Genomic DNA, 15,003 nt, shown 5'->3' with positions numbered 1-15,003 from the left:
GTATCACTATCTCCTACTCCTCCATCATATTTATCAGCACCGTCATTTGCACTAGTTGCTTTTACTGTATCATTACCTTCTCCAGCAAGAACTGTATCTGCTTCGTCTCTTGCTTCAATATAATCGTCACCTCTTTGAGCGATAATAGTATTTACACTATTACTTCCATAAATCGAATCTGATCTTACTTCATCATTTGAACCAATAACATTTTCTATTCCATATAAAATGTCATCCCCCTGACCTTGTTCAGAGTTATTTCCATCTGATTTTCCATATGTTTCACCAGATACATCTAGTCCACCAGCTAGGGATACATCTAAATCGATGATTAAAGATTCAATTGCATTTGAATAATCAACTGTATCATTTCCAACATCTGTTGTCTCATTTCCACCATAAATAGTATCGTTTCCAACTCCACCAGTTAGAGTATCATCTCCACTTCCACCTCGTAAAGTATCATCTCCACTTCCACCATCTATTGTGTCATTTCCTGCTTCACCTCTTAAGTCATCAGCTCCATCTTCTCCATAAAGTTCATCATTTCCGTTTTGTCCAAAGAAAGTATTGTTTTGTACATCACCTTTGATATAGTCATCATCTTGTGTTCCAATTACATTTTCTACATTTAAAACTTCATCATTGTCATTGTTTACATCATTATGAACTGTTACTATTTTTTCATTTGCACCATCAAGTGTTACTGTTATACCTTGTGCATTTGCTGATGCATTATCAATAGATGAATAGTCAATTGTATCGTTTGTACCTATTCCACCATCAAAATAATCAGCACCATCACCAGTTCCTGTGATAAAGGTATCATCACCTTTTCCACCTTCTATGCTGTTATTCTCATTTGAACCTGTTATTGTGTCATCATTTTGTGAACCAATTAAGTGCTCAATATTTAAAATAGTATCAGTATCTGATGTTGATACTAACTGTGGATTTGTATCTCCTAAATCCACCTCTACTGAAGAAGTATAGTTTTCATAAGAGATTGTATCATTTAAATCTGACACTCCTATTCCACCATTTATAGTATTTGTTTTTTGGTCTTCATTCATAATGAACATATCATTTGAAGTTCCACCAATCGCATTTTCTATACTGATAATAGTATCAACTTCAGGGGCATTTGTAGAAGCTTGGTTATTTTTAAAATCTACAGTTACAGAAAGAGTTTCATCACTATAATCAACAGTATCACTTCCTTCTCCACCATCGATGTAATCATTTCCACCTTTTCCACTGATTAAATCATCACCATCTAGACCTCTTAAAGTATTTACATCGTCATCACCAGTAATAGTATCATTACCATCACTTCCTGTGATATTTTCCATATCTTTTAAATAATCAGTAACTGTTGATGAACCACCTTGATAAATATCAGCACTATAGTATCCATCTGCATCTGCTCCACTTGATAAATCAATTACAACTTTATCTTGTGTTGCATCATTTACTGTGATTCCCTCATAAGAGATACTATCTCCATTTGTTTCACCTGATTCGTCACCATTTCCATCAAATCTATTTGAAACATCAAGTTTTGAAACAAAAGTATCATCATATTTAGAACCAATTGCATTTTCTATATTATGAAGTTCATCTACACCTTCACCAGTACCTTGGTTATTTACAAAATCAACAGTTACACCATTTGTTGCATTTGAATAATCAACTGTATCAACTCCCCCATCACCATGAAGGATATCATCATTTGCTCCACCTAATAATGTATCGTCTCCATATCCTGCATAAATAGTATCTGAACCATCTCCTCCATAAAGGATATCATCTCCACCATTTACATCAGTTCTAGCTTCATCATCTCCATAAATAGTATCTGATTCACTTCCACCTTTGATTTCATCATTACCAAGTCCACCTACAAGTAAGTCTTCTCCAGCTTCTCCTAAAATAGAATCATCATCAGCTCCACCATAAACTCTATCTACTCCAGCACCTGCATAAATAGTATCGTTTCCAGCTTCTCCATAAAGAGTATCTTTCCCATCACCAATTCCACCTAAGATAGAGTCATTTCCAGCTCCACCATAAATAGTATCAGCTCCTTCTCCACCATCTAAATATTCATATTGTGTAGAGATAGTGTTATTATCAGTATTATCTCCACCGTGGATTACATCATCCCCTGCTTCACCTTTAATAGTATCCGTTCCAGCTTCACCTTTTAAAGTATTATTTGAACTATCTCCAGTAATGGTATCTTCATTTTGAGTTCCAACTATATTTTCAATTCCTGAAACGCTATCATTTCTAACAGTTGAGTCTGAAGAGTTTTTTAGAAGTAAACTCTGAGAACTTAAATCAACATCTACATATAAAGTATTATCACTAACTAAACTAAAATCAACTGTATCTCCAAGACTTGAGTTATTTCCTCCAACGATAATATCCGCTTCACTACCTACTGCTGCTTCTTTTACAAAGAAAGTGTCATTTCCATCTCCACCTTGGAAAGAGTTACTATCAGAGTTACCAGTAAAAGTGTCATCTCCTGCTGTACCAATTACATTTTCTATATTTATTAAAGTATCACTTCCTTGTGCTACACTTGATAAAGTTACATCTACATTTGCACTTGAAGTATTTGATAAATCAACTATGATACTGTCATTTTCTCCCGTTAAAGATGAATAATCAACAGTATCATTTTCATCATTTACATGTTCAGAGTTTGGATTAGCTAAATTTGTAATACCACCATTAAAAGTATTTGATTCACTATTATTACCTTTAAACATATCAGCATAAGCTGAACCAATTACATTTTCAATATCAGTTAAAGTATCATTTCCTTGACCTCCACCAACATTTTGAGAGACTCCATCAATACCTAAATCAACTGTTACCCCACTTGTTGCATCAGAATAATTTACTGTATCTCCATTTGTATCTGTTCCACCATCAATGATATCATCTCCTGCACCACCTGCTATGATATCATCTCCCTCTTGTCCTTTTAGTGTATTTTTATTTCCATCACCTGTGATAGTATCGTTACCATGACTTCCAGTAATATTTTCAATATTTTCTAAAGTATCTACTACATCAGCTCCTGAACCTTTAATGGTTACAGTATCGTTTGCACCTGATAAATCAGCGATGATATAATCTACATTTTCAGTTCCTGTATAGTTTGAACCAGCTTTATCATTTTGTAAGTTAGTATAATCAACTGTATCACCATTTGTTCCATGGCTTAAACCATTAAAGTTGTTTGCTTTTGTATGGTCTGAATAGAAGGTATCATCTAAAGAAGACCCTTTAACATTTTCAATATCAATTAAAGTATCACTTCCTTGAGAAGTTGAGATAAATTGAGATGAAGATAATCCTAAATCAACAGTAACTCCATCACTTGAGTTTTCATAACTTGCTGTATCACTTCCAGTTCCACCATCAAGGATATCATTTCCACCTTCACCTTCTAAGATGTCATCTCCAGCATTACCTTTTAAAGTATTTGCTAAATTATTCCCTGAAATAGTATCTGCTAAATTTGAACCAGAGATATTTTCAATATTTGAAATAGTGTCATCATTTATAGTATCACTTACATCTACTGTTGTAGTAGCTCCATTATCTTCTAAATCAACATTTATTGAATGGTTTGTATCTAAACTTAAATAATCTAAAGTATCACTTCCATTTGCACCATTGATTACATTTGTTTCATCAAACTTAGTAATAAAAGTATCGTTACCTTCTCCACCTTTAATATTTTCAATATCATAAAGAGTATCTGTTTCTAAAAGATTTGAACTTCCATCATATACTTTTGCATTTTCATTTTCTAAATCTACAACAACATGGTTAGTTCCATCTGATAAATATTCGTATGTTACTAAATCAGAGAAACTATCAGTTCTATCTTCACTTCCACCATAAATAGTATCATCTCCACCTCTACCCATAAAAGTATCAGAAGCATCACCACCAATAAACAGTTCATTTTCACTATCTGAACCATAAATAGTGTCCCCTGAATCACTTCCTACTACTTCTTGAATTGAGATTAAATCATCAGATGAACCATCTCCATCATTTGAAACCTCTATAGCATTTTCCATATCAACTACAATTTTTCCAGCTGCATTTGAATAGTCTGCTCTATTTGTACCAGTTCCACCATCTAAAGTATCAGCTCCAGCACCACCACTTAAGGTATCATCACCTGCATCACCTCTAAGTGTATTGACATTTGCATCACCTTTAATAGTATCATCTTGTGATGAACCTGTAATATTTTCTATCTCTTTTATATAATCATTTGAAGAACTATCTACATTTACTGTTACATAATTATCATTTGAAGTATCAATATTAGATAAATCCACATTAATAGCTGAATCTAAAGCTGAGTAATCAACAGTATCACCACCATTGTTTTCATCTACTTCTCCACCAATTATATAATCAACTCCATCATCTCCATTTTCTAAGATGCCATCACCATTATCATCAAGTCCTGCTTTGAAAGTATCATCACCATCACCCCCAAGTAATGTATCACTTCCTGCTGCACCTACTAATGTATCATCGCCTTGGAAACCATCTAAAAGATTTGAATCATTATCTCCAGAGATATTATCGTTTTTAACTGTTCCTTTAATATTTTCAATATCTTTTAATCTATCTGTTTCAGCACCAATAACAGCATCTGCATATCCATTTGTAGTGGCATTTAGGTTTACATCTAAGTAATCACCTACTTTAGAAGAGTAATCAACAGTATCTCCACCGTTTTCTTCTTCTCCTTCTCCACCATCTATAGTATCATTTCCATCACCACCACTTAGATTATCACTTCCTAGTCCACCAAATAAAGTATCATCATCAGCTCCACCATCTAAAGTGTCATCGCCATCTCTACCATAGATAATATCAACTCCGGCTTCACCTTTAATATCATCATTTCCAGTTCCAGATTCTGTAGTGTTTTCATCATGTTCTTGACTTCCACCATAAAGGATGTCATCATCAGCTCCACCTTTAATGATATCATCACCTGCTCCACCTAAAATAGTATCATCAGAAGCACCACCATCTATAATATCAACTCCGGCATTACCTTCTAGTTTATTTTTTAGAGCATCTCCTGTAATCGTGTCATTTCCAGCTCCACCAATTACATTTTCTACATTTTTAACACCAGTATCATTTGTACCATTTTCAATAACTACTTGATTACTAGTATCTTGGTCTAGAGTTATTGTGATACCTTGATTTGAAGCTAAATTTTCATAAGAGATAGTATCACTACTTCCACTTCCTCCATCAACACTATCAGCTCCATCATCTGCTCCCATAATAAATAGATCATTTCCAGCTTCACCTTCTAAAGTGTCATTTCCACCTAAACCATTTATTGTATCGCCTTCTGCTCCACCTTTAATAACATTTGCATTGTTGTTACCAGTTAAAGTATCAACTCCACCTGAACCAATAAGATTATCAAAGTTTGAAACAATATCTGTATCATTTGTACCATTTCCATCTGTATCTACATTTGAAATAGCATTTCCAGTAGATAAGTTTACATTTACACCTGAACTAATACTTGCATATGATAAAGTATTTGTTCCACTTCCTCCATCTAAAGAGTCATCACCGTGTCCACCATCTATTGTGTCATTACCACCAAGACCTAAAATAGTATTGTTTTCACTATTTCCAGTGATAGTATCATCTTGCGTATTTGAACCAATTACATTTTCAATATTTGCTATTTTATGGTCAGATAAATCAGTCCCTACTTGAACATCAGTATAAGAACCACTTTCAGCTAAAGTTACTGTTACTTTGTTATTTAAGTTTGTATAATCAATAGTGTCGCCATTACCATCAAGTCCAGTTCCACCATCTATAATATCACCAGTAAAATTATCACCTTTAAAAGTGTCTTCACCAGTACCACCTTTTAAAGTATCAGCTCCAAGATTTCCAGTAATCGTATCGTTTCCTGCACCAGCATCTATTACATTAACCTCATCATTTCCAATGATAATATCATTTTGTGAAGTTCCAATTACATTTTCAATATTTGATAAAGTATCAGTTTGATCTATAGTACTTCCATTTCTAACAATTGATTGATTATTTTGTAAATCAATTTCTACATGGAAACCAGAACCAATTGAGTTAAAATCTATTGTATCTTTGTTTGAAATATCATCTATATCCGCTGCTGCAGTTTCATCAAAACCATCAATTGTGTCATTCCCATCACCAAGATTTACTTTGAAAGTATCGTTTCCTGCACCACCATAAAGGAAATCATTTTCTGTTCCACCATCAATTGTGTCATTTCCACCAAGACCTTTGATAGTATTTACTTCATCATTACCAGTAAGGTTGTCTGATTGAGTAGAAGACCCTATTAAGTTTTGGAAGTTTTTAATTGTATCTATCCCATCACTACCTGTATTATTTACTTCTTGTGATAAGTTTACAGTTACTCCACCAACAGTTACATTCTCATAAGTTAAAGTATTATTTCCACCAGCTCCATCAAGAGTATTATTTCCTGCATCACCTTCAATAGTATCATTTTGATTAGAACCAATAATATTCTCTATACTATCAAAAGTATCTGTTTTACCCCATCCATCAGTTGCTGTTGCAGTTCTTAAACTTGCATTTACTCCTGTAGTATCTAGTAAGTATGAAACAGTATCATTTCCAATACCACCTTCTAATCTATCAGCCCCATCAAGACCTAGAAGTAAGTCATCTCCATTTCCACCAGTAAGAGTATTAGCTCCACTATTTCCAACTAAAGTATCATTTCCTATACCACCAAGAACATTTTCAAAGTTAGTAATAGTATCAACACCTGTTTCACTATTATCTACTACGCCTTGTGCTATGTTTTGATTAATCTCATCATATACATTATCACCAGAAATATCTGTTGTAATTTGAGAATCACTTAAGTTTACATAAATACCATTTGAAGAGTTAGAATAAGATAAAGTATCCTCACCATCATGTCCATCTAAAATATTGTTTGCACTGTCACCTTGGATAGTATCACTACCTTTTGTTCCTATAATATTTTCAATATCAGTTAGTTGATGATGATTTCCAGTACCTGAAAGAGTAACATTTGTAATTGCAGTATCATTTAAACTTACATTTATACTCTCACTTGTACCTAGTGCACTATAATCAACAGTATCACTTCCTCTAGCACCATTTGATTCACTTCCACCATCAATAAAGTCATTTAATACATTTGATGTATTATTTACAATAAATGTATCATCACCTGCTTCACCTTTTAAAGTATTCTTATCTGAATTACCAATAAATGTATCATTGTTTGAACCACCAGTAACATTTTCAATTCCAGATAAAGTATCTGTTTCATCCACACTATTATCAAATTCATGGGAAATATCCCCATCACTTGCAGCATCATTTGTATCAACAATTACTTTAGGTGAGGCATTTGAAAGGTCTGCATAAATAGCTTCACTTCTTTGTGAGTAATCAGCAGTATCTCCATTAGAACCATTATCACCACCAATTAATTCATCATTTCCTATTCCACCTCTTAAAGTATCATCATCAGCTCCACCATCTAAAGTATCATCACCTGCTCTACCTTCTAAAGTATCATTTCCTGCACCACCTTCAAAGGTATTGTTATTAGCATCACCTTTCATAACATCATTTTCAGAGGAACCAATGATTTTTTCAATACCATATAAAGTATCAGAACCACTCGTTTTTACTACTTGATTATTAACTTTTTCTAAATCTACATCTATTTTTGAGCCACTTGAATAATCTACTGTATCAGTGTAGGTATTACTATCTGTTGATTCATTTCCACCATAAATAGTGTCATTTCCTGAACTTGAAAGGAAAGTATCATCTCCATCTAAACCTTTTAAAGTATTGTTTGATGAATTACCTGTTAAATTATCATTTCTTACACTTCCTTCAAGATTTTCAATGTTTTTGATTATTAAATCATCATCATTATCACCATCTATATCCTGTGCAGAAGCATCTGATAAGTCTACTGTTACACCATTTGTAGAGCTACTATCAAGATAATTAAAACTTACAAAATCTCCATTAGTTTCATTTCCATTTCCACCATCAATATAATCAATTCCATTAGAAGCACCATTTCCTAAAAGAGTATCATCTCCTGCTCCACCAATTAAAGTATTCGCTTCAGTAGTACCAATGATAGTATCATCACCTGCTCCACCAATGGCACCTTCGATACCACTAAAAGTAGTCTCATTAATATTGTTTCCATTTAAAGTAAATGTTCCATCTTGTAAATTAACATTAACTTTATCAGAAGATTGATTTGCCACTTGAGAGAAATCTACTGTATCAATAAAGTTTACACCTTCATTTGTACTTCCATCATAAATAGTATATCCTCTATCATTTACAATGAAAGTATCATTTCCTAGTCCACCAATAAGTGTATCTAGATTTGAAGCATCTACTCCACCTTCTCCATCTAAGATATCATCTCCTGCTCCACCATCAATGATATTTTGGCTACTATTTCCAGAAATATCATCATTTTGTGAAGTTCCTTTAATATTTTCTACATTTTCAATTTGATGGTCGATTGTATTTGAACCAACTTGTACATAAGTAGAACCATTATTCTCTTCATTTAAATCTACTTTTATATTTGATGTTAAGTTACTATAATCAGCAGTATCAACTCCTGCTCCACCATTTATATAATCTCCTGTTGATTCACCAACTGCATTTGAGAAATTGAAAGTATCATTTCCTGCTTCTCCATATAAATCATCAGCTCCAAGTCCACCTGATAAAGTATCGTCTTCATTTCCTGCATGGATAATATTATCACTATCATTACCTGTAATTGTATCTGCAAAATCAGAACCAATAACATTTTCTATATCAACAAGAGTATCACTTCCTAAGTTTCCACCAATATTTTGGCTTCCAGTTTGAGATAAATCTACATCTATACCACTTCCTGTAGCATCTGAGAAATCAGCAGTATCACTACCACCTATTCCTCCATGTAAATAATCGTCTCCAGCTCCACCTCTTAAAGTATCATCTCCACTTTCTCCATATAAAGAGTCAGCTCCTAAGTTACCTACAAGTAAATCTGAATTATCTCCACCTCTAAAAATATCATCTTTTGAAGATGAAGCATCTCCAATCATAGTGTCTTTAAAGTCACTACCTTGAACTTCTTCTATGTTTGTTAAAGTATCACTATTTCCATCTGGTTTTAATACTGAATAATTATTTCCACTTCCTGTTACAACTACTTTTGCAGTCATATTAGAGTAATCAGCTATATCAGTATCATTTGTACCATCGACATCAACTCCACCGTTGATAATATCAGTTCCATTAGAACCGTAGAATCTATCACTACCTTCATTTCCATCAAGGCTGTTGTTTACATTTGAACCTGTTATTGTGTCATTTTTTGTTCCACCAATTAGATTCTCTACATTTTTTATAGTATCTTTATCAGATGTAGCTGATACTATAATTTGTTCATTTTCATTTCCTAAATCTACAGTTATTCCATTTGAAGTGTAATTTGAATAATCTAATACATCAATGCCATCTTTTCCATCTATTGTATTTGTATCCGTAGTTTTAGAACTATCCATAATAAAGGTATCATTATTATCACTTCCAATTGCACTTTCAATAGAATCTAAAGTATCTGTATCAGTTCCATCATTTGTAGTAGAAGTAGTGAAATCTACCGTTGCACCATTTGCCGTGGTATTTAGATATGAAAGATTTACACTATCATTTCCAGCTCCACCATAAAGAGTGTCAGTTCCTTCATCTCCACTTAAAGTATCATTTCCTGCTTGACCGTAAATTATGTCATTACCTATTCCACCAGAAAGAACATCTGCTGAATCATCATTTGAATTATCATTTGTTTTATTATTACCATAAATAGTGTCATTACCAGCTCCACCACTTATTGTATCAGCTCCACCCATTCCTTCAAATAGGTTATCTATATTATCATCAGTATCACCAATAATTTGGTCATCATTTTTTGAAGCTCTTATATTTTCTATATCTTTTAATGTATCTACAAACTCTGCATTATATTCTACTTCACCAAACTCATTTGCACCATCAATTCCAGCATTCATATCAGCTTTAATACCAACACCAGAAGTAATACCTGAATAATCAGCAGTATCTATATCAGCTCCACCATCTAAAAGGTTATTATTAGATTTACCACTTAACCAATCATCACCTGCTCCACCTGCTAAAGTATTTGAAGAACTGTTTCCTATAAAAGTATCATTTCCATCTCCACCTTGAAGATTCTCAATATTTTTAATTTGAAGATTTCCAGCAGCACCACCATCTTGATAGTTGTAAACTGAATTATCACTATCATTATATAAGTGACCATCTGAAGAGTCATTTGAGTAGTTAAGTCCTAAATTAACAGTTACATCACCAGTAACACCTTCAAAACTTACAAAATCTTCTTCTCCTGCCCCACCATCAAGATAATCATATGTTCCTGCAGTTGTTAAAGAGTCAGTTCCATTTCCTAATAATGTATCATTTCCTGCTCCACCAATAAGAGTATTTGCATCAGCAGTTCCTTTTAATGTATCGTCATAGTTACCACCAATAGCACCCTCAATAGAGTTAAAAGTATCACTTCCTAGACCTGCTCCAATATCAAATGAACCACTATTTGATAAATCTACATTAATCTTATCATTTGCATCAGAGAAATCAGCAGTATCTATGCCATCTCCACCATTTAATTCATCATCACCAGTTCCACCTTTTAAGATATCATTACCAATTCCACCATTTAAAGTATCGTTTCCAGCCCCACCTGAGATAAAATCATTTCCGGCTTCACCAAAAAGTGTATTTACATTACTATCTCCAAGTAATGAATCATCATGTTTAGAACCCTTTGCATTTTCAATATCTATTAAAGTATCAGTACCAACAAGGTTTTCAAGACTTCCACTCATATCTGTTGCTGTATTATTAGCTAAATCAACAACTACACCTTTTGTATTTGTTCCTACACCATCAATATAAGTATAGTCAGCAGTATCTATATCAGCTCCACCGTTTAAATAATCATCACCTTTTCCACCTGATAAAGTGTCATTTCCTGCGTTTGATATAAAGGTATTGTTATTATCATCACCCTTTAATGTATCATTTCCTGCACCAGTAGTTACATTTTCTATATTTTTTATATGATCTTCATCTGTTCCACCAATTTTTACTCTACTTTCAGATGCACCATTTAAAGAAACTGAAATATCTCCATCAGCACTTGTATATGATGAATAGTCTAAAGTATCACTTCCTTCACCACCATCAACTGTATCTATTCCATCATTTAAAGAAGCAATAAAAGTATCATTACCTTTTCCACCATCTAAGATATCAACACCTATTCCACCATTTATAACGTCATTATCATCTCCACCATAAATAGTATCAGCTCCTGCTCCTCCAAAGAAAGTATCATCACCCTTTCCACCTACAAAGATATTATCATCACTATTTCCATTCATAATATCATTTGATGAAGAACCAACTACTCTTTCAATATCTATTAAAATGTCTGTTGAACCATCACTTACATCAACTGTAGAATCACCTACATCTTTCATATTTACTTCAATTGATTCAGAACCAATATTTGAGTAATCAGCTGTATCTATAAAAGTGAAGTTATTATCAATAGTTACATTTGTAGAAGAAGTGATAGTTTCAGAACTATCAATAAAAATATTAGTATCATCAGTATAGATATCACCTAAAGGTTCTTGTCCATTTAAAATTCTAGTGGCATTTGCTTCTTTAAACTCTTTTAAAAAGTTTGCTATTAATTCACTTGCATTTGCACCAGTAGCTGTAAGGGTTAATCCTGCAATAACAATTGTTAAAGGAGAAACAGAAATACCACTTAATCTAGAATAATCACTATTCTTTCCACCATCTAAAGTATCATTTCCAGTACCACCGATTAATGTGTCGTTTCCTGCTCCACCATATAAAGTATCATCATTTTCTTTTCCATCTAGAACATCATCACCAAAATTTCCAAAAAGTTCATTTTTTTGAGAAGAACCAGTTAAATTATCACTAAATATACTTCCCTTTACATTTTCAATACTTGAAATTTTAATATTTCCATTATCTGTTGACTGCTCACTTCCTAAAGATAAATCAAAAGTTACTGAGTTATCAAACTCTTCAAAACTTAAAGTATCATTTCCAACTCCACCATTGATTTCATCATCTCCACCTTTTACAAGGATGTAATCATCTCCACCTGAAGCTAAAATAGTATTTGAAGTTGCCCCATCATCAATTATCATATCAGTACTATTTGTACCAATTACATTTTCAATATTTACTAATGTATCTTCACCAGCATTGATTGTATTTTGAGAAGTAGTTCCATCTTGAATAGATAAGTCAACTCTAACTCCACCAGCAGTTACATCAGAATAATCTACGAAATCTCCTGTAGTTTCTAAAGCGTCATTTCCACCATCAATGAAATCATTTCCAGCTCCACCACTTATTGTGTCATTTCCTTCATTTCCATATAAAAAGTCATCTCCACCAAGACCTTTTATAGTATCATCACCTTTTCCACCTTGTAATGTATTCTTTACACTACTTCCTGAAATAAAATCATCACCATTTGAACCAACAACATTCTCTATACCATAAGCTTGAGAAGTCCCTTCTCCAATAACTTGACCACCTTCTAAATCAATTCTATGAGCTACATTAGAATTTGAAGCATTTAAAGTATCACCATTGGTTTCATTTCCACTTCCACCATAAATAGTATCACTACCACCACTTACAAAGAAAGTATCATCTCCATCTAGACCTTCTAAAATGTTACTATTATTATCCCCTGTGATAGTATCATCATGGGCAGAACCTCTTACATTTTCTATATCAAATAAAGTATCATTTCCATCTGCACCTGAAACTACACCTTTACCATTGCCATCATCTAAATCAACATTTACTGAACCACTTGCATTTTCATAACTTGTAGTATCATTTCCTGAACCACCTTTTATAATATCTGCATCAGCTCCACCTTCTAAGATATCGTTTCCTAATCCACCATCTAAGGTATCACTTCCTGCCATACCTTTTAAAGTATCATTTCCATCAAGACCTAATAATGTATTTGTTTCTGCATTTCCTGTGATAGTATCGTTATCTTGTGTTCCTGTAACATTTTCGATATTTGAAATAGTATCTGTATTATTTGAAGCATATTTTTTAGTTACACTTCCTGCACTTAAATCTGCCTCAATCCCTAAATCATTATCTATATTATTATATGTTGAGTAGTCTAAAGTATCATTTCCAACATTTCCATCTACTATGTCATTTTCAATACCAGTAGTAATAGTATCATTTGCTAAACCACCTGTTATTGTATTTGAAACATTCTCTTTTTGAGAACCATAGATAATATTATCATTGATATTTGTAGAAATAACAAATCCCGACTCAATAGGTTGTCCAGCTCCATCAAGGAATTGTTCAAAAAGATACTCATTTGGATCACTTAAGTCATCAATTTCTTTAACATTTACACCATAAAGTTGAAAATAATCAAGGGTAGTTTCCACAGGTGTTTCTACACCTTCTCTTAATTCTTCTGAAATATTTTCTATATTAAACTCTGAAGTAGCTTCTATTTTTATCTCAAAGTTTGTTTCTTGATTCTTGTTCATTGAAACTTTTATTTCAATATTTCCATTTTCATCAAGGGTAAAACCTTCAATAGCAGGTGTATCAGGGTCATCCTTTGTAATTGTCCAAGAATCTCCATTTTGAGTTGCATTTAAAATACTAAATCCTGCTGGAAAATCTGCACTTGAAATTGTAATACTCTCAACAGCAAAACCTATTGGCTGATTAGGAGAAAGTTTAATTGTCCTTGAAATAGTATCTGCATCAAAATAGTTTGAATCATCACCGTTTATTACTAAACTACTTGCATCTGTACTAGATACATGTCTATAGTCTATTATCTCTGCATTAGTTTGTCGTACAATTCCAGCTCTATCTGCATTTGCATTTGTTCCAGGGTGGATGTTATCATAGGTAGTACCTCCTCCACCTTCTACAGTTAAAACAGTTCCAGATAAACTATCACTAGAGTCTAAATGCTGAATATCTATATCAAAAGTAAGTAAAGGTTTAGTTCCTTCTGTTACAGATTGTTCTTCTTCTTTTTTTGAGCTTGTATCACTTGCTTCTTCATAACTTGTAAAGTCGTTTTCTACAATAATTTCAGGAGCCTCAACTGGTGGAATTTCAAACTCATTGTCATTTACGCTATCTTCTTGAGCTTCTTGTTCTTCTGTTACTTCAACTTCTTGGATAATTATTTGAGGGTTTTGTTGAGAATTTTGTTGTGTTTCTTTTCCTTCTTCATTCTCTTTGGCAGTGTTATCAGGGATATTTACATCAATATTTGAAACTAAAGAATCAATAGGCAACGAATTGATTTCTTCAACTTCAGATAAAATATCTCCAAGGCTTAATTCTTTTCCAGAGTTACTAGCAAACTTTGGTGGCGTATCGTTATATCCCATAAGAGCCATAGATACGAAAGTAAAAGTACCATTTCCTGGAATATCAATTACAATATCTCCCCCTACAAGTTCATATTCTAAATCTTCTAGATTAATTCCAGGTATTTTAAAATCAACTAAATCTCCAGGTCTTACATAAACCGAAACATTTTCATTTACCTTTGGTTTATCAATAATTTTTACGCTTTTTTCTTGATACTTAACATACTTGTTATCTGTAGTTGCCATAATTTACCCTTGAAGTATTAAATTAGATAAATTATAGCTAAAAGTTTATATGTAAATTATGATTTTTTGTATTAATTTATTTTAGTTATGTTTT

At 33.0% G+C, this 15,003-nt stretch carries 1 protein-coding gene (only partly in view); it reads right to left on the bottom strand.

All coding sequences use genetic code 11. The annotated features are described in order from the left end of the window. On the bottom strand, positions 1-14,909 hold the 5' portion of the coding sequence (locus ACN5L8_RS14750; protein WP_419173377.1) for a beta strand repeat-containing protein. It extends 12,157 nt beyond the left edge of the window; 14,909 of the gene's 27,066 nt are visible here — the first part of the coding sequence; it begins with the start codon at positions 14,907-14,909; its stop codon lies off the left edge, out of view. Positions 14,910-15,003 lie beyond the last annotated feature (94 nt).

This window comes from Halobacteriovorax sp., assembly GCF_048381875.1.
GTDB classification, from domain to species: Bacteria; Bdellovibrionota; Bacteriovoracia; order Bacteriovoracales; family Bacteriovoracaceae; genus Halobacteriovorax_A; species Halobacteriovorax_A vibrionivorans.
This window is presented reverse-complemented; position numbering and strand designations above follow the sequence as displayed.